14 protein-coding genes are annotated in these 17,701 nt (G+C 75.4%); 12 read left to right on the forward strand and 2 right to left on the reverse strand.

Features of this window, described 5'->3' with window-relative positions:
• Positions 1-171 precede the first annotated feature (171 nt).
• From ACWERV_RS21510 to ACWERV_RS21565, 12 genes are all read left to right on the forward strand, one after another.
• Positions 172-1,617 (forward strand): dihydrolipoyl dehydrogenase family protein, encoded by a 1,446-nt coding sequence (locus ACWERV_RS21510; RefSeq protein WP_452935312.1) that lies wholly within the window; start codon positions 172-174, stop codon positions 1,615-1,617.
• A 28-nt stretch (positions 1,618-1,645) separates the two neighbouring features.
• Positions 1,646-1,975 (forward strand): SbtR family transcriptional regulator, encoded by a 330-nt coding sequence (locus ACWERV_RS21515; RefSeq protein ID WP_452935313.1) that lies wholly within the window; start codon positions 1,646-1,648, stop codon positions 1,973-1,975.
• A 286-nt stretch (positions 1,976-2,261) separates the two neighbouring features.
• Complete coding sequence (locus tag ACWERV_RS21520) at positions 2,262-3,563, forward strand: ROK family protein (RefSeq protein WP_452935316.1); 1,302 nt, start codon at positions 2,262-2,264, stop codon at positions 3,561-3,563.
• Positions 3,564-4,105: 542 nt separating this feature from the next.
• Positions 4,106-4,609, forward strand: a complete 504-nt coding sequence (locus tag ACWERV_RS21525; RefSeq protein ID WP_398188313.1) for a flavin reductase family protein — start codon at positions 4,106-4,108, stop codon at positions 4,607-4,609.
• A gap of 69 nt (positions 4,610-4,678) precedes the next feature.
• Positions 4,679-5,746, forward strand: a complete 1,068-nt coding sequence (locus ACWERV_RS21530; protein ID WP_452935319.1) for an ABC transporter substrate-binding protein — start codon at positions 4,679-4,681, stop codon at positions 5,744-5,746.
• Positions 5,743-6,654 carry an ABC transporter permease gene (locus tag ACWERV_RS21535; RefSeq protein WP_452935321.1) on the forward strand — a complete coding sequence of 304 codons (912 nt, stop codon included), beginning with the start codon at positions 5,743-5,745 and terminating at the stop codon, positions 6,652-6,654. The genes ACWERV_RS21530 and ACWERV_RS21535 overlap by 4 nt, the downstream gene beginning before the upstream one ends.
• Complete coding sequence (locus tag ACWERV_RS21540; RefSeq protein ID WP_452935324.1) at positions 6,630-7,526, forward strand: ABC transporter ATP-binding protein; 897 nt, start codon at positions 6,630-6,632, stop codon at positions 7,524-7,526. The genes ACWERV_RS21535 and ACWERV_RS21540 overlap by 25 nt, the downstream gene beginning before the upstream one ends.
• Complete coding sequence (locus tag ACWERV_RS21545) at positions 7,510-8,904, forward strand: LLM class flavin-dependent oxidoreductase (RefSeq protein WP_398188326.1); 1,395 nt, start codon at positions 7,510-7,512, stop codon at positions 8,902-8,904. Before ACWERV_RS21540 ends, ACWERV_RS21545 begins: the two co-directional genes overlap by 17 nt.
• Positions 8,901-12,830 (forward strand): ABC transporter ATP-binding protein, encoded by a 3,930-nt coding sequence (locus ACWERV_RS21550; RefSeq protein ID WP_452935327.1) that lies wholly within the window; start codon positions 8,901-8,903, stop codon positions 12,828-12,830. The genes ACWERV_RS21545 and ACWERV_RS21550 overlap by 4 nt, the downstream gene beginning before the upstream one ends.
• A complete protein-coding gene (locus ACWERV_RS21555; protein ID WP_398188332.1) occupies positions 12,827-13,864 on the forward strand; it encodes an aldo/keto reductase in 1,038 nt (345 codons plus the stop codon). Before ACWERV_RS21550 ends, ACWERV_RS21555 begins: the two co-directional genes overlap by 4 nt.
• A 104-nt stretch (positions 13,865-13,968) precedes the next feature.
• On the forward strand, positions 13,969-14,910 hold the full coding sequence (locus ACWERV_RS21560) for an NAD-dependent epimerase/dehydratase family protein (RefSeq protein WP_452935329.1): 942 nt from the start codon (positions 13,969-13,971) through the stop codon (positions 14,908-14,910).
• Complete coding sequence (locus ACWERV_RS21565) at positions 14,907-15,881, forward strand: RNA polymerase sigma-70 factor (protein ID WP_452935331.1); 975 nt, start codon at positions 14,907-14,909, stop codon at positions 15,879-15,881. The genes ACWERV_RS21560 and ACWERV_RS21565 overlap by 4 nt, the downstream gene beginning before the upstream one ends.
• A 51-nt stretch (positions 15,882-15,932) precedes the next feature.
• On the opposite strand, the gene ACWERV_RS21570 is transcribed toward ACWERV_RS21565, so the two are convergent.
• Both ACWERV_RS21570 and ACWERV_RS21575 read right to left on the reverse strand, forming a co-directional pair.
• On the reverse strand, positions 15,933-16,853 hold the full coding sequence (locus tag ACWERV_RS21570; RefSeq protein ID WP_452935333.1) for an NADP-dependent oxidoreductase: 921 nt from the start codon (positions 16,851-16,853) through the stop codon (positions 15,933-15,935).
• Between the two features lie 43 nt (positions 16,854-16,896).
• Complete coding sequence (locus ACWERV_RS21575) at positions 16,897-17,631, reverse strand: GNAT family N-acetyltransferase (RefSeq protein WP_452935336.1); 735 nt, start codon at positions 17,629-17,631, stop codon at positions 16,897-16,899.
• Between the last annotated feature and the right edge of the window lie 70 nt (positions 17,632-17,701).

Below are 17,701 nucleotides of genomic sequence, written 5' to 3' on the forward strand. Positions count from 1 at the left end.
CGCGGGCGACGGGGCAGACGACCCGTCACCTCGCCTCAGTACGATGACCGCGCGCCCCCGGTTGCGGCATCGGCGTGACGCCTGAGCCGTCGCGGGGGTACACCCGGGCTGTCACGCCTGTGCCGTCCGGCCCGCCCCTTCCCGCCGTCCGACCGCAGCACAGGAGTCGCCGTGAACGACGCCCCCGACGCACCCCGTACGTACGACGTCATCGTCATCGGCGCAGGGCCGGTCGGCGAGAACGTCGCCGACCGCACCCGCGCCGCCGGGCTCAGCACCGTCGTCGTGGAGAGCGAGCTGGTCGGCGGCGAGTGCTCGTACTGGGCCTGCATGCCCAGCAAGGCGCTGCTGCGCCCGGCGCTCGCGCAGGCCGACGCCCGCAGCCTGCCGGGCCTCAGCCGTGCCGTGCAGGGACCGCTGGACGCGGCGGCGGTGCTCGCCCGGCGCGACGACTTCACCTCGCACTGGAAGGACGACGGGCAGGTCGACTGGCTGTGTTCGGTCGACGTCGAGCTGGTCCGCGGCCACGGGCGGCTCGCGGGGGAGCGCCGGGTGGAGGTCGACACGCCGGACGGCGGCACGGTGCGGCTGGAGGCCCGGCACGCGGTGGCCGTCTGCACGGGGACGACCGCGGCCCTGCCGCCGATGCCCGGGATCGGCGACATCCACCCGTGGACCAGCCGGGAGGCGACCAGCGCCAAGCAGGTGCCGCGGCGGCTCGCGGTCGTCGGCGGCGGTGTGGTGGCCGTCGAGATGGCGACGGCCTGGCAGGCGCTCGGCTCGCAGGTGACGCTGCTGGTGCGGGGAACGGCTCTGCTGGACCGTGTCGAGCCGTTCGCGGGCGAGATGGTCGCCGACGGGCTGCGCGAGGCGGGCGTCGACGTGCGGTTCGGCGCGAACGTCGCCTCGGTGGAGCGCGACGGCGCCGAGGGAGAGGTCAGGATCGGCCTGGAGGGCGGCGCCCGGGTCACCGCCGACGAGGTGCTCTTCGCCGTCGGCCGCGCCCCGCACACCGGCGACGTGGGCCTGGAGACGGTGGGCCTGAAGCCCGGCGGCTGGCTGCCGGTCGACGACACGCTGCGCGTCACCGGTGTGGACGGCGACTGGCTCTACGCCGTGGGCGACGTCAACCACCGGGCGCTGCTCACCCACGAGGGCAAGTACCAGGCGCGGATCGCGGGCGCGGTCATCGCCGCCCGCGCGAAGGGCGAGCCGCTCGACGACGCGCCCTGGGGGCGGCACGTCGCGACCGCCGACCACGCGGCGGTGCCGCAGGTCGTCTTCACCGACCCCGAGGTGGCCGCGGTCGGCCTGTCCGCGGCCGAGGCCGAACAGGCGGGGCTGCGTACCAAGGTGGTCGACTACGACCTCGCCCAGGTCGCGGGCGCGAGCCTCTACCGCGACGGCTACCGCGGCCGGGCCCGGATGGTCGTCGACCTCGACCGGGGCCACCTGGTCGGCGTCACCTTCGCCGGTCCGGGCGTCGGCGAGCTGCTGCACTCCGCGACGATCGCGGTGGCGGGCGAGGTGCCGGTGGAGCGGCTGTGGCACGCCGTCCCGTCCTACCCGACCATCAGCGAGGTCTGGCTGCGCCTGCTGGAGGCCTACCGCGGCTGAGGCCCGGCCGCGGGCCGTGGGCGTGCCGGTGCCCCTGCTCCACGGGCGCGGGAGCAGGGACACCGGGTCGGCGCGCTCGGGCGCCTGCCGGGGCCTTCCGGCGTCGGTCATGGCCGCGCCGCACGACGAGGGCTCCGGGCTGTACGGCGCCTGCACCGCGATGTACGGGGCGGCCGCGCGGCTGCTCGGCGCGGCGCAGGAAGCGGGCGAGGCGCGCCAGGATGTCGATCCGGAGGACCTGTTCACCGCGGCGGCGGCCGTCGGCCGGGCCGCCGAGCAGGCCGACCCGCACCGGGCGTCCCGCATCCTCGCCCTGATCAGCGCCGGGCTCGCCCCGGGGGCCGCCGGGGCGCAGTGACGCCGTGGCGGAGTGCCCGCCCCGTGGCCGGGACGCGTCCAGCATGCGGTCAGGAGTTTGACCGCGTTCACCCGTTCCGGTTACGTTGCGCGGCATGCAGCGGACCACACACCTCACGACGCGGGGTCATGTCGACCTCAAGCGCGTGTGCTCCGCCGCGTGTCACCAGGTCTGACCGCACGAGCTCCGTACGGAGCCCCAACGGGGGTGCCCGCCCCGCCGGTTCGCCGCCGGCGCGTGTGCCCGGGTGCGCCCCCGCCGCCGTCGACGACCTGGAAGGCCCCCCGTGGTAGTCCTGCCGCCCGACCACCCCGCCGCCCCGACTCCCTTGCGCCGCGCCGATGTTGCGCCGTCCGCCGGGCAACCGCGCCGCCCCGCCGGGGCCGCCGCGGTGCTGCGCGCGATCCTCGACCACGGCCCGGTGGCGCGCAGCACCGTGGCACGGCTCACCGGGCTGTCGCCCGCGGCGGTGAGCGGGCACTGTACGCAGCTCCTGGCCCGCGGACTGGTCGCCGAGCGCCCGCAGGCGCCGGGTCCGCGCGGACTGGGCCGCCCGCACATCCCGCTGGAGATCGACACCGCCCGCTACCTGGTGGCGGGCGCGCACATCGCCGTCGCGCACAGCACCCTCGCACTCATGGACCTGCGCGGCCGGATCGTCGCCAGCGACCGCCGGCCGCACCGCGGCACCGACCCGCAGCAGGTGCTCGGCGGTCTCGCCGCCCGGCTGCCGCGGCTGGTCGAGGCGCACGCCGAGGGCCGTACGGTGCTGGCCCTGGGGGTGGCGACCGGGCAGTGGGTCGACCCGGACGCGGGTGTGATCGTCGATCACCCGCGGCTGGGCTGGCGGGACGTGGCGGCCCGTGAGGTGCTGGCCGCCGCGACCGGGCTGCCCGTCCACGTCGACAGCCACTCGCGGGCACTGGCCCGCGCGGAGCAGCTGTTCGGCGCGGTGACCACCCGGGGCAGCGCGGTGCTGCTCTTCGTCGGCGCGGTCGTGGACGCCGCCTTCGCCACCACCGAGGGGGTGCACCGCGGACCGCGCTCGGCGGCGGGCAGCGTCGCGCACCTGCCGGTCGGAGCGGAAGGACCGGCGGGGCCGGAAGGACCGGAAGGGCCGGGTGCGCCGTCCGCGCCGCCCGCCGAGCCGTGCGGCTGCGGCACCCCGGGCTGCCTCCAGTCCGAGGTGTCCGAACCCGCGCTGGTGCGCCAGGCCGCCGCCCGCGGCCTGGACGTCCCCGACTTCCGTGCGCTGCTCGACCTCGCCCTGGCCGGCGAGCCGCGTGCGGTGGCCCTCTTCCGGCGCCGGGCGCTGCTGGTCGGCCGGGCCGTGGCGCTGCTGCTCGACGTCTTCGACCCTGAGGTCGTGGTCGTCGTCGAGCCGGGCGCCGGGCGGCTGCCGGAGTGCCTGGACGTGCTGCGCGCGGAGGTCGGCGCCCGCTCCTGGGTGTGCGACGACCCGAGCCGGGCGGTGCTGCCCAGCAGCTTCACCGGCTCGGTCCTGCCGGTCGCCGGCGCCGCGGTCGCCCTGGGCGCCCTCTACGCCGACCCGCTCGGTCCCTGGCCCGCCCTCCCCGCCGTGAGCTGAGCGTTGCTGCCGCCCGCGGCCCCGAATTCCCACTTAATTCAGGTAGTTGCATTGTTGACCTGGCAGAACTCGCACGTGAGAATGGATTCATGAACGGCAATCAGCGGAATCCGGAGCAGGCGCCGCCCGCGGCGCACTCCTTCCGCGCGCCCTCCGCGCCGGGCCGCGAGCGCGTCGGCCGTGCGTGTCGCCGGTGCGCGTCCGGTGCCGTTCCCTGCTGTCCGTACGGGATCTGTACCGGCGCTTGCCGCGCCGTGTGACGCACCGCGGGCAAGCGCACCGCATTCCTCCGGCCACCGGTATTCCGCACCGGCCGTGAATGGCCGGGCACCGTCGCGGCCGATTTCGTGAACGGCGTACGGAATTTCCGCCGCCGTATTCCCGCCCTTTAATTCCCGTCAGCTCCACCGCGCCCCGCCGCCCGATGCCGTGCGGCCCGCGGGCGCGGGGCTCCGCGCTGCCCGCGTCCCGCCGACCGGGCGGAGCCCCGTACGCCCGCCGCACCCTTCCCGTACCCGCTCCCGACCGAACTGGGGGAGACGTTGACCATCACCGTGCCGTCACTTCCCGCCTCGGGGATCGACCCCGAGCGCTTCAAGCAGATCTTCCGCAACCATCCCGCAGGCGTCGTGGTCGTCACCGTCGACGCCGGGCGCGGCCCCGCGGGCTTCACCGCGACCTCGCTCACCTCGCTGTCGCTGCACCCGCCGCTGGTGTCCTTCGGCATCGGGGTCACCGCGTCGTCGTGGCCGCACGTCGAGCAGGCGACCAGCGCGGTCGTCAACTTCCTGGGCGCCGACCAGGAGGACGTCGCCAGGACCTTCGCCACCAGCGGCATCGACCGCTTCGCCGCGCCCACCGCGTGGCGTCGGCTGCCGCAGGGCGAGCCGGTGCTCGACGGGGTGAGCAGCTGGCTGCGCGTCGAGTTCGAGCAGATCGTGCCGGCCGGCGACCACCGGGTCGTGATCGGCCGGGTCCAGGGCTCCTGGACGGGCGGCACCCGCTCCCCGCTGCTCTTCCACGACGGCCGCTACCACACGCTCTGACCCGCCCCCACCTCCTGCCCACGCCACGACCGGACCCCGGGTCCGGCCCTTCCTCCCCAGGAATTTGCCATGACTGACCGCACCATCGCCGCAACCGTCCCGCGCCGCTCCCTCCTCGCCCTCGCCGGGGGCGCCGCGCTGCTCGCCGCGTGCTCGCGCAGCACGTCCGCCTCGATCGACTCGGTGCCGACCCGCGCACTTCCCTCGGGGGCGCCGCCGCCCGGCACGAAACTCGCGATCTCCATCCACACCGCGCAGTTGCAGCTCGCCGAGTCCGGTCTGGACAAGAAGCTGCCCTTCACCGTGTCCAGTTGGCCGAACCTGTCGGCGGGCCCCGATGTGATCCAGGGGTTCCGGGCGCATTCCATCGATCTGGCGAGCAACGCCGGGATCCCGCCGATCCAGGCCGAGGCCATCAAGGTCGGCGCCCGGATCGTCGCCGTCCAGTCCCGCGACCACCCGATCTACACCTTCGCCACCGCGCCCGGCTCCGGTGACGCCATCGCCTCCGCGGCGGACTTCCGCGGCAAGAAGATCGCCTTCTCGCAGGGCCAGGCCCAGGGCGTGGTGGTGCTGCGCGCGCTGAAGGAGGCGGGTCTGAAGAACTCCGACGTCTCGCTCGTCCCGCTGCCCAGCACCCAGTTCCTCACCGCCCTGCAGTCCAAGCAGGTGGACGTCGCCCCGCTCGGCGAGCCGACGCTCACCAAGTACCTCGGCCAGTACGGCAAGGACGGCGCGCGCGGGGTGAAGACCGACGTCGTCGACCTGCTCACGATCCTGTGGGCGCCCACCGAGGTGCTCAACGACGACGCCAAGGTCGCCGCGATCCGCAGCTTCGTCCCGCTGTGGGCGCAGGGCGTGGTGTGGGCGTGGGAGCACACCGACCAGTGGATCCAGCGCTACTACGTCAAGGACCAGGGCGTGACGACCGCGGACGGGCAGCGCATCGTCGCCTCCCAGTCGCAGCCGCAGTTCCCGCGCAGCTGGGACCGGGCCATCGCCTGGGAGCAGGAGACCGCCGACCTGATGGCCGCCGGCGGCTTCGTCCCCAAGGTCGAGGCCGAGAAGCTCTTCGACCGGCGCTTCGAGGGACTGGCCTCGCAGGCCGTACCGGCGACCTACCAGGTGGCGTCATGACCGACATCCTTCCGACGCCCGTCGCGGCGCCCCCCGCCGCGCCCGGCGCCCGTACCCTCCCCGACCCCGGACAGGCCGCGCCCGCGCCCGCCAGGACCGCCGAGGCCAGGACCGCCAAGGCCCCGGCCCGGCGCCGGCGGCTCGGACCCGGCAAAGCGATCCCCTTCGCGCGGCTGGCCGGACCGGTGCTGCTGGTCCTGGTCTGGTGGGCCTCGTCCGCGCTCGGCTACCTCGACCCGCGCATCCTGTCCGGTCCCGGCACCGTCGCCTCGACCTTCGTCGACCTGGTCAGGAGCGGGCGGCTGCAGGACAACATGCTGGTCTCGCTGCAGCGCGCGGGCCTCGGGCTGCTCTTCGGCGTCCTCGCCGGGGTGGCGCTCGCGGTCGCCGCGGGGCTCAGCCGGATCGGCGAGTACCTGCTCGACGGAACGCTCCAGGTCAAGCGGGCCATCCCGTCGCTCGCGCTGCTGCCGCTGATGATCCTGTGGCTGGGCATCGGCGAGGAGATGAAGGTCGTCGTCATCGCCGTGGGCGTGGCGGTGGTCGTCTACATCAACACGTACGCCTCGCTCACCGGCATCGACCGCAAGTACGTCGAGCTGGCCGAGAGCCTGGACCTGACGCGGCCGCAGTTCATCGGCCGGGTCGTCGTCCCCGGGGCGCTGCCCGGCTTCTTCGTCGGGCTGCGGCTCGCCGTCACCGCGTCCTGGCTCGGCCTGGTCGTGGTCGAGCAGGTCAACGCCACCAAGGGCCTCGGCTACATGATGTTCCAGGCCCAGCAGTACGCCCAGTCCGACGTCATCATCGTGGGCCTGGTGGTCTACGGGGTGTTCGGCTTCGTCTCCGACGCGGTCGTGCGTGCCGCAGAACGGAAGGTGCTGTCATGGCGCCGTACGCTGGCGGACTGACCGCCGAGCGCCCCGCCGCCGGGGCCGCCGCGCCCGCCGTCCGCACCGCCGGGCTGGTCCGCTCCTTCGGCGACCGGGACGTGCTGCGGGAGCTGGACCTGACCGTGGGCCAGGGCGAGTTCATCGCGCTGCTGGGCCGCAGCGGCTCCGGCAAGTCCACGCTGCTGCGGGCCGTCGCCCGGCTCGACCACGGGGTGGCCGGGTCCGGCGAGCTGAGCGTGCCCGAGCGGGTCTCGCTGTCCTTCCAGGACTCCCGGCTGCTGCCCTGGCTGCGGGTGCTGGACAACGTGGTGCTCGGCATCCGCGGCAAGCAGGCCAGGGAGCGCGGCCGCACCGCGCTCGCCGAGGTCGGCCTCGCGGGGCGCGAGCGGTCCTGGCCGCACGAGCTGTCCGGCGGCGAGCAGCAGCGGGCCGCGCTGGCCCGCGCGCTGGTCCGCGAGCCCCAGCTGCTGCTCGCCGACGAGCCGTTCGGGGCGCTCGACGCGCTGACCCGGCTGCGGATGCACGGCCTGCTGCGCGAGCTGTACGAGCGGCACCGCCCGGCGGTGCTGCTGGTCACGCACGACGTGGACGAGGCCGTCGAACTCGCCGACCGCGTCCTGGTGCTGGAGGACGGCCGGATCGCGCTGGACATCGCCGTCGAGCTGGCCGGCCCGCGCAGCCGCCGCGACCCGCGCTTCCAGGAGTACCGCGACACCCTGCTCGCCGCGCTCGGCGTCGAGCTGCCCGACGCGCCCGCGCCGCTCGCCCGCGCCGCCGCACCCGTCCACCCCGACCCGGTGCACCCCCACCCCGTCACCCACGCCGCCTCCGCCCCCGCCCGCGCGCTCGGCCACGACCAGGAGAAGAAGGACCATGACCCCGAGGACTGACCGCAAGCCGCTGCACCTCAACGCCTTCCTGATGTCCGTCGGGCACCACGAGGCCGCCTGGCGGCTCCCGGAGAGCCCGGCCTCCGGCGGCACCGACATCGACCACTACCGCAACCTCGCCCGTATCGCCGAGCGCGGCAGGCTCGACTCGCTCTTCCTCGCCGACAGCCCCGTGCTCATGGGCGACCCCGGCCGCCGTCCCGGCAGCAAGCTGGAGCCCACCGTGCTGCTCACCGCGCTCGCCGCGGCCACCGAGCACATCGGCCTCATCGCGACGGCCTCCACCAGCTACAACGAGCCGTACAACCTGGCCCGCCGGTTCGCCTCGGTCGACCACATCTCCGGCGGCCGGGCCGGCTGGAACATCGTGACCACCGCGGGCGCCGACGCGGCCCGCAACTTCGGCCTCGACGACACCCCGCTGCACCACGACCGCTACCTGCGCGCCGCCGAGTTCGTGGACGTCGCGACGAAGCTGTGGGACAGCTGGTCGGACGACGCGGTCGTGGCCGACAAGGAGTCCGGCGTCCACGCGCGGGCGGACAAGGTGCGTAAGGTCGGCCACCGGGGTACGTATTTCCGGGTGGACGGACCGCTGAACGTGCAGCGCTCCCCGCAGGGCTACCCGCTCCTGGTGCAGGCAGGCTCCAGCGAGGACGGCAAGGACTTCGCGGCCCGCTACGCCGAGGCGGTCTTCACCGCCCAGCAGACCCTCGAAGAGGCCGTCGCCTTCTACAAGGACGTCAAGCAGCGCGCCGCCGCCATCGGCCGCGACCCCGAGGGCATCAAGATCCTGCCCGGCATCGTGCCCGTCATCGGCGACACCGAGGAGCAGGCGCACGCCCTCGACGACGAGCTGGACCGGCTCATCCGCCCCGAGTACGCGGTGCGGCAGCTGTCCAAGACGCTGCGCATCGACCCCGAACGGCTGGAGCTCGACAAGGAGCTGCCCGCCGACATCCCCGGCGAGGACGAGATCGAGGGCGCCAAGAGCCGCTTCACCCTCATCGTGGAGCTGGCCCGGCGCGAGCGGCTGACCGTGCGCCAGCTCATCGGGCGGCTCGGCGGCGGGCGCGGCCACCGCACCTTCGCCGGCACCGCGGTGCAGGTCGCCGACACCATCGAGGAGTGGTACGACGCGGGGGCCGCCGACGGCTTCAACATCATGCCCGCCGTGCTGCCCTCCGGTCTGGAGCTGTTCGTCGACCGGGTCGTGCCGATCCTCCAGGAACGCGGCCTGTTCCGCACCGAGTACACCGGCCGCACGCTGCGCGAGCACTACGGGCTGCCGCGCCCCGCCAACCGCCTGTTCGACCCCGCGGACACCGGCGCCGGCCGCGCCGGGCACCTCGGCATCGCACTATCGGAGGTTTCGTGACGGACTGTACGAGCACCGCACCCGGGCCGGCCGCCGCGGCGGCCGGCCCGGCCGCGCCGCCGCCCGGCTGGATCCGCCGGCTCGCCGGCTACTGCCTGCGCCACCGCACCGACCTCGTCGCCGCGTTCGGCGGCGCGGTCGTCGCGGCGACCGCGACCGCCGTCCTGCCGCTGGTGCTGCGGCATGTCGTGGACGCCGTCGCGTCCGGGGCGGACAGCCCGCTGGGCTGGTGGATCGGGCTGCTGGCCGGGCTCGGCGCCCTCCGCTTCCTCGGCGGCTTCACCCGCCGCTACCGGGCCGGGCGGCTGTCCCTCGGGGTGCAGTACGACCTGCGGGGCGACGCCTTCGCCGCGCTGCTGCGGCTCGGCGGGCGGCAGCAGGACTCCTTGCGCACCGGCCAGATCGTCAGCCGCTCCATCTCCGACATCACCCTGATCCAGACGCTGCTCCAGTTCCTGCCGAACATGACGGGCAACGCCCTGATGTTCGTCGTCTCGCTGTGCTTCATGGCCTGGCTCTCACCGCTGCTGACGCTCGTCGCCCTGGTCGTCGGCCCGCTGCTGTGGCTCATCGTGCGCAGCAGCCGCCGCCACCTGTTCCCGGCCAACTGGCACGCCCAGCAGGAGGCCGCCGAGGTCGCCTCCACCGTCGAGGCCGCCGTCACCGGCGTGCGCGTCGTCAAGGGCTTCGGGCAGGAAGGGCGCGAGCTGACCGCGCTGGAGGGGCGCGCCCGGCGGCTGTTCGCCTCCCGGCTGCGGGTCGTGCGCTGGACCAGCCGCTACACGCCCGCCCTCCAGGCGGTGCCCGCGCTCGGCCAGGTCGCCGTCCTCGCCCTCGGCGGCTGGCTCGCGCTGCACCACCGGATCTCGCTCGGCACCTTCCTCGCCTTCACCAGCTACCTCGGCTCGTTCGTCACCCCCGTCCGCCAGGTCGCCACGCTGCTGACGGTGTGGCAGCAGGCCAGGGCCGGCACCGAGCGCGTCCTGGAGGTCATCGACGAGGCCCCCGCGATCACCGACGCCCCCGGTGCGACCGACCTGCCGCCCGGCCCGCCCGCGCTGAGCTGGCAGGACGTCACCTTCGGCTATGGCGACGGCAGCCGCCCGCTGCTGCGCGGCTTCAGCCTCGACATCGCCCCCGGCGAGACCGTCGCCCTCATCGGCCCGGCAGGTTCCGGCAAGTCCACCGCCGCGGTCCTGCTGCCGCGCTTCTACGACGTCGCGTCCGGCGCTGTGCGGATCGGCGGCACGGACGTGCGCCAGCTGCGCACGGCCTCGCTGCGCTCCGCGATCGGCTACGTCTTCGAGGAGAGCCTGCTGCTCTCCGACACCGTCCGGGCCAACATCGCCTACGGCGCCCCGGACGTGCCGCAGGAGCGGATCGAGGAGGTGGCGGCGATCGCGCGGGCCGACGAGTTCGTCCGGCGGCTGCCGCAGGGCTACGACACCGTCGTCGGCGAACAGGGCCTGACCCTCTCGGGCGGGCAGCGCCAGCGCATCGCGCTCGCCCGCGCGCTGCTGTGCGACCCGGCGGTGCTGGTGCTCGACGACGCGACCTCGGCGATCGACGCGCGCGTGGAGGCCGAGATCCACGACGGGCTGCGGGCCGCGACCCGCCGCCCCACCACGCTGATCATCGCCCACCGCCGCTCCACGCTCGAACTCGCCGACCGCATCGCGGTGCTGGACGGCGGCCGGGTCGTGGACACCGGCACCATGGACGAACTGCGCTCCCGCTCCGCGCTCTTCCGCAGCCTGCTGTCCGCGACCGACTCCGGCGACCCGGACGACCCCGCCGCCCCCCACGACCACCCTGCCGAGGACGTCCCGGCCGCGCAGGACGACGCCGCCGCGCCCGCCGTCACCGCGCACCTGTGGCGGCGCACGGACGCGCCCGACGACTCCCGGCCCGGCAGCGCCGACCTGCGGGCCGCGCAGACGCTCGCCCTCAACTCGGCCACCGCGGGCGGCGGCCGCGGCCCCGGCGGCGGCGTGCTCGGCGCCGCCCCGCCCACCCCCGAACTCCTCGCCGGACTCGCCCGGATGCCGCTGCCGCCCGCCGACCCCGACGTGCCCGCCGACCGGGCCCGAGCCGCCGACCCGCACCTGGGCCTGCGCGCGCTCGTCGCCCCCTTCCGCTGGGCGCTGCTGCTCGGGCTGCTGCTGGTGGCCGCCGACGCCGTCGCGCAGATCGCACTGCCGATCCTGGTCCGGCACGGCGTCGACGCCGGCGTGGCCCGGCACTCGGTCGCCGCGCTGGTGACCGCCGTCGTCGCCGCGGCCGCGGTCGTCTGCGCCGACTGGGCGGTCGGCGTCGTCCAGACCCGCGTCACCGGCCGTACCGGCGAGCGGCTGCTCTACACCCTGCGGGTGAAGACGTACGCCCAGCTCCAGCGGCTCGGCCTGGACTACTACGAGCGTGAGCCGGCCGGGCGGATCATGACCCGGATGACCACGGACGTGGACGCGCTGTCGAACTTCCTGCAGACCGGCCTGATCACCGCGGTCGTCAGCCTGCTGACCGTTCTCGGCGTGCTGGTCACCCTGCTGGTCGTCGACGCCGGGCTCGCGGTGGTGCTGCTGTGCGCGTTGCCCGTGCTGATCTGCGGCACCGCCGTCTTCCGCCGCTTCTCCGTGCCCGCCTACCACGAGGCCCGCGAGCGGGTCAGCGCCGTCAACGCGTGCCTGCAGGAGAACGTCAGCGCCATCCGCGTCACCCAGGCCTTCCGCCGCGAGGAGCGCAACGCCCGCGACTTCGCCGTGCTCGCCGCCGCCTTCCGTGACTCCCGGCTGCGCGCCCAGCGCAACATCGCCGTCTTCTTCCCCTTCGTCGAACTGCTCGGCGTGCTGTCCACCGCCGCCGTCCTCGCCGTCGGCGCCGGGCAGGTGCGCTCCGGGGCGCTCACCGCGGGCACCCTGATCGCCTTCCTGCTCTACGTGGACCTCTTCTTTTCGCCGATCCAGCAGCTCTCCCAGGTCTTCGACGGCTACCAGCAGGCCGTCGTGGGCCTGTCGCGGCTGCGCACCCTGATGCGCACCCCGACCGGCACCCCGGCCGCCGCCGACCCCCGGCCGGTCGGCGCGCTGCGCGGCGAACTCGCCTTCGACGGTGTGTCCTTCGGCTACGCGGGCGGCGGCGGCCAGGAGGTGCTGCACGACCTGACGCTGCGCATCGCCCCCGGCGAGACCGTCGCCCTGGTCGGTGCGACCGGCGCCGGGAAGTCCACCGTCATGAAGCTCCTCGCCCGCTTCTACGACCCCACCACCGGCGCGGTACGGGCCGACGGGCACGACCTGCGCGCCCTCGACCTCGGCGGCTACCGGGCCCGGCTCGGCCTCGTACCGCAGGAGGCGCACCTGTTCAGCGGCACCGTGCGGGACGCCATCGCGTACGGCCGCCCCGGCGCGGGCGACGCCGAGGTGGAGGCGGCCGCGCGCGCGGTCGGGGCGCACGAGATGGTCGCCGCGCTGCCGCTGGGCTACCTCCAGCCGGTCGGCGAGCGCGGCCGGAACCTGTCCGCGGGCCAGCGGCAGCTGCTCGCCCTGGCCCGCGCCGAACTCGTCGACCCCGACGTGCTGCTGCTCGACGAGGCCACCGCCTCCCTGGACCTGGCCGCCGAGGCCCGGGTCACCGCCGCGACCGAGGCGCTGACCCGGCGGCGCACCACCCTGGTGGTCGCCCACCGGCTGACCACCGCCGCCCGCGCCGACCGGATCGTGGTCCTGGACCGCGGCCGCGTCGTCGAGACCGGCACCCACACCGCCCTGCTCGCGGCCGGCGGCCCCTACCGCCGGCTCTGGGACGCCTTCCGGCAGGCGGGCGCGTCCGCGTCCGTCGACCAGCTGGCCTCCGCCGCACCGGAACCCCGGCCCGGGACCGGTCCGGCCCCCGTTCACGACACGCTTCTCGACAAAGGACAACGATGACCGAGTACCGCCCTTTCGGACGCACCGGCGTCAAGGTCAGCCCGCTGTGCCTGGGCGCCATGATGTTCGGCCCGCGCGGCAACCCCGACCACGACGACGCCGTGCGGATCATCCACCACGCCCTGGACTCCGGCATCAACTTCGTCGACACCGCCGACGTCTACTCGGCCGGCGAGTCGGAGACCGTCGTCGGCAAGGCGCTGGCGGGCGGCCGCCGCGACAACGTCGTGCTGGCCACCAAATTCCACGGCAGCCTCGGCGACGACCCCAACGAGCAGGGCAACAGCCGCCGCTGGATCGTCCGCGAGGTCGAGAACAGCCTGCGCCGACTCGGCACCGACTGGATCGACCTCTACCAGGTGCACCGCCCCGAGCCCGGCACCGACTTCGACGAGACCCTGGGCGCGCTGTCCGACCTCGTCCACCAGGGCAAGATCCGCTACATCGGCACCTCCACCTTCGAGCCCTCGGCGATCGTCGAGGGCCAGTGGATTGCCGAGCGCCGCGGCCGCGAGCGGGTGGTCGCCGAGCAGCCGCCGTACTCGCTGCTCGCCCGCGGCATCGAGCGCGAGGTGCTGCCGGTCGCGCAGCGCTACGGCCTCGCGGTGCTGTCCTGGAGCCCGCTGGCCGGGGGCTGGCTGTCCGGCCGCTACCGCAAGGGCGCCGAGCAGCCCGTCTCCAGCCGCGCCGACCGGCAGACCGCCCGCTTCGACATCGGCTCCGCGGAGAACGCCGCCAAGCTCGCCGCGGCCGACGCGCTCGCCGCCCTCGCCGACGAGGCCGGGCTCACGCTCGTCCAGCTCGCCCTCGCCTTCGTGCTGGAGCACCCCGGCATCACCTCGGCGATCATCGGCCCGCGCACCTTCGAGCAGCTGGCAGGCCAGCTCGGCGCCGACAAGATCACGCTGGACCGCGAGGTGCTGGACCGGATCGACGAGATCGTGCCGCCCGGCGTCAACCTCGTCGCCCGCGACGCCGGATACGTCCCGCCCGCGCTCACCGACCCCGCGCTGCGCCGCCGCTCGCACGGCTGAGGCGCGGCCCGGTCGCACCCCCGCCCCGCCCGCCGTGTCACGTCGGGCGGGGCTGCCTCGTCATGATCCGGGGGACGGTACACGGCGAGGGATTCGGGAAGGTGATGGTCATGCGGGTGTTCGTGGCAGGCGGGACCGGGGTGCTCGGGCGGCGGCTGGTGCCGCAGCTGGTGGCCCGCGGCCACCGGGTCACGGCCACGACGACGAGCGCGGCGAAGCTGGACGTGCTGCGCGGGCTGGGCGCCGAGGGCGTCGTCATGGACGGCCTGGACCCGGCGGCGGTACGTGCCGCGGTGGCGGACGCCCGCCCCGACACGGTCGTGCACCAGATGACGGCGATCTCCCCGGCGCACGCCGGGAAGCCCGACATCAAGCACCCGGACCGCTGGTTCGCCGCCACCAACCGGCTGCGCTCCGAGGGCACCGACAACCTCCTCGCGGCCGCCGCCGCGACCGGGGTGCCGCATGTCGTCGCCCAGGGCTACGCCGGCTGGAACGGCATCCGCGAGGGCGGCTGGGTCAAGACCGAGGACGATCCGCTCGACCTGCTCACCGGCACCGCCGCCCAGTACGGCATGGAGGTGCTGGCCCACGTCGAACGGGCGGTCCTCGCGACGGGCGGCGCGGTGCTGCGCTACGGGGCCTTCTACGGGCCCGGCGCCATCGACGACCAGGTCACGCTGGTGCGCAAGCGGCAGTATCCGCTGGTCGGCAAGGGCCAGGGGTACAGCTCCTGGATCCACCTGGACGACGCGGCGAGCGCCACCGTGCTCGCCGTGGAGCAGAAGGCGCACGGCGTCTTCAACGTCGTCGACGACGAGCCCGCCCCGGCCGCCGAGTGGCTGCCGCACCTCGCCCGGTGCGCGGGCGCCAAGCCGCCGCGCCGGGTGCCGGTGTGGCTGGCCCGGCTGCTGGCCGGCGACCAGGCGGTCGTCATGATGACCGAGGGCCGCGGCTTCTCCAACGCCAAGGCCCGGCGCGAACTGGGCTGGGAGCCGCGGTACCCCTCGTGGCGGCAGGGCTTCCGGGCGGAGCTGGAGGCGTGACGCCCGCCGCGGAGTTCGAGGAGCTGCGGCCGCTGCTGTTCTCGATCGCCTACCGGATCCTCGGCAGCGTCAGCGAGGCCGAGGACGCCGTGCAGGAGGCGTGGCTGCGGGACCGGACCGCGCCCGTCCGGCCCGACTCGCCGCGCGCCTACCTCTCCGCGGTGGTCACCCGGATCGCGATCGACGTGCTGCGCTCGGCCCGGGTCCGCCGCGAGGAGTACGTCGGCCCGTGGTTCCCCGAGCCGCTGCTCGCCGACCCCTACCAGGACCCGGCGCGCTCGGCGGAGCTGGCGGACTCGGTGTCGATGGCCGCGCTGCTGCTGCTGGAGCGCCTCAGCCCGCTGGAGCGCGCGGTCTTCGTGCTGCGCGAGGTCTTCGGCTTCCGCTTCCCGGAGATCGCCGCCGCCGTCGGGCGGTCGGAGGGGGCGTGCCGGCAGCTCGCGGTACGCGCCCGCCGCCACATGGACGCGGGCCGCCCGCGCTTCGAGGCCGACCGGCGCGACCGCGAGGAGCTGGCCGGGCGCTTCCTCGACGCCTTCCGGGAAGGCGACGTCCAGGCCCTGCGGGACATGCTCGCCGCGGACGTGGCGATGGTCGCCGACGGCGGCGGCAAGGGCCCGAACTTCTTCACGCCGGTCGTCGGCGTCGCCAGGGTGGCGCGCGTGCTGGCCGCCCTCGCCGAGTCCTTCACCGCGCTCGGCGCCGGTCTGGAACCGCACCGGCTCAACGGCCAGCCGGGGGCGATCTTCCGCGACCGGGAGGGCCGCGTCATCAACACCTGGACGCTCGACGTGCTGGACGGCCGGGTCCAGGCCATCCGCACGGTCGTCAACCCCGACAAGCTCGGGCACGTCGGGCCGGTCGCGGACGCCTGGGAGCTGGTGCGGACGTCCTTCCCGGGCCACGGCCCGCGAGCCGGGAGGGTCCCGCTCCCGCGGCGGGGGTCCGGGCCGCCCGGCGGGGGCCGCTGACCGGGCACGGCGCGGCGGCCGAGCCGCCGTCCGGTGCCTGCCCGGCGGGGCTCAGCCGCCGACCGTGAGGACGATCTTGCCGCGGGTGTGGCCCTCCTCCACCGCGCGCAGCGCCGCGCCCGCCTCGGCGAGCGGGAAGGTCCGCGTCACGTAAGGATCCAGCGCGCCCGCCACCACGAGCGCGGCCACCGCGTCCAGCACCGCCCCGGTGCGCTCGCGGACGATCGCCGCCCCGCCCAGCTCCACGGCCCCCTCCTTGTCGGCCCCGCTGACCAGCCGGGAGCGGTCGCCGAGCAGGGCCGCGACCTCGCGCAGCGGCTCGCCGCCGACCAGGTCGATGATCCCGTCCACCCCGCCGGGCGCCGCCGCGCGGATCCGGTCGGCGACACCGGGGCCGGAGACGACGTGCACCGCGCCCAGCGACTCGGCGAAGGCCCGCTTGCCCTCGCTCGCGGTGCCCACGACCTTCAGGCCGCGGTGCCGGGCGATCTGCGCCGCGGCCGTCCCCACCCCGCCGCCGACCCCGTTGACCAGCAAGGTGGCGCCCGGCGGGAGCGCGAGCTGGACCACCGCGTCGTACGCGGTCGCGGCGGCGACGGGCAGTGCGGCCGCGTCCGTCCACGTCAGACCGGCGGGTTTGTGCGCGGTACCGGCCGCGGGCAGCAGCGTCAGCTCGGCGTAGCCGCCGTTGTCGGCATGGCCGAAGACCTCGTCGCCGGGCGCGAAGCCCTCGACGTCCGGACCCACCTCGACGACGACGCCCGCGGCCTCGCTGCCGAACACCGCGGGCAGCTCCGTCGCCGGGCCGCCCGGCCGCCGGTAGCCGGTGCGCCGCTTCCAGTCGACGGGGTTGACCCCGGCGGCGCGCACCGCGACCAGCAGCCGGCCCGGCCCGGGTACGGGCCGCGGCAGGTCGGCGAGGGACTCGGTCTCGGGGCCGCCGAAAGCGGTGTGGATGTACGCGATGGCCATCTGGTGCTCTCCTGTGCTCGGTGGTGGCGCTGCCGTCCGGCGGTCAGCGGGCGGGGTCGGCGGCCGGGATCTTCGAGAAGTGGAAGTGCACGTCCCGGCGCCGGGAGAAGCCCAGCGACTCGTAGAGCCTGATGGCCCCGGTGTTGACGGCGGCCGCGTGCAGGAACGGTGTGTCGCCGCGGGCCGCGACACCCGCCGCGGTGTGCAGCACCAGCCGGGAGGCCAGCCCCTGACCCTGGTGCTCGGGGTCGGTGCAGACCGCGCTGATCTCTGTCCAGCCCGGCGGCCGCATCCGCTCACCGGCCATCGCGACGAGCCGCCCCTCCCGGCGGATGCCGTAGTACGCGCCCATCTCGACCGTACGGGCCGCGAACGGGCCCGGCCTGGTGCGCGCCACCAGCTCCAGCATCTCGGGGACGTCCGCGGGGCCGAGCCGCTCCGCCTCGTCGTCGGTCAGCGCCGTGACCGAGGATCCGACCATCTGCACGCCCTGACCCGCGCTGCCGGGCTCCCAGCCGCCGGGCAGCGCGTCGGCCCCGGTGAGCGCGAAGGCGTTCCCGGCGCCGACCAGCGCGGCCAGATCCGCCCAGCCGCGCGGGTCGCCGGGGTCGGCGACGGCCACGAAGGGCGACACCTCCGGGTGGAAGCGGGCCGCGGACCCGGCGGCGACGGCGAGGGCGGCCTGCGGGCCGGTCAGCGCGGCCCACACCGGGTTGTCCAGCGGGTGCGCGGGCGGTGCGGGGCGGGCCGGCTGGGCGGGTTCGAGGCTGGTCGACATGGTCGGGCTGCTGCTCCGTTTCTGCGCCGGCCTGGTCGGCGCTCACCCGAGGTGCAACCCGATCCGCCCG

Source organism: Streptomyces sp. NPDC004031 (assembly GCF_053604375.1).

Bases quoted from the DNA above. Each gene is read 5' to 3' on its own strand.
- ACWERV_RS21530 (WP_452935319.1), top strand. From the start codon at position 4,679: ATGACTGACCGCACCATCGCCGCAACCGTCCCGCGCCGCTCCCTCCTC.
- ACWERV_RS21535 (WP_452935321.1), top strand. From the start codon at position 5,743: ATGACCGACATCCTTCCGACGCCCGTCGCGGCGCCCCCCGCCGCGCCC.
- ACWERV_RS21540 (WP_452935324.1), top strand. From the start codon at position 6,630: ATGGCGCCGTACGCTGGCGGACTGACCGCCGAGCGCCCCGCCGCCGGG.
- ACWERV_RS21545 (WP_398188326.1), top strand. From the start codon at position 7,510: ATGACCCCGAGGACTGACCGCAAGCCGCTGCACCTCAACGCCTTCCTG.
- ACWERV_RS21555 (WP_398188332.1), top strand. From the start codon at position 12,827: ATGACCGAGTACCGCCCTTTCGGACGCACCGGCGTCAAGGTCAGCCCG.
- ACWERV_RS21560 (WP_452935329.1), top strand. From the start codon at position 13,969: ATGGTCATGCGGGTGTTCGTGGCAGGCGGGACCGGGGTGCTCGGGCGG.
- ACWERV_RS21570 (WP_452935333.1), bottom strand. From the start codon at position 16,853: ATGGCCATCGCGTACATCCACACCGCTTTCGGCGGCCCCGAGACCGAG.
- ACWERV_RS21575 (WP_452935336.1), bottom strand. From the start codon at position 17,631: ATGTCGACCAGCCTCGAACCCGCCCAGCCGGCCCGCCCCGCACCGCCC.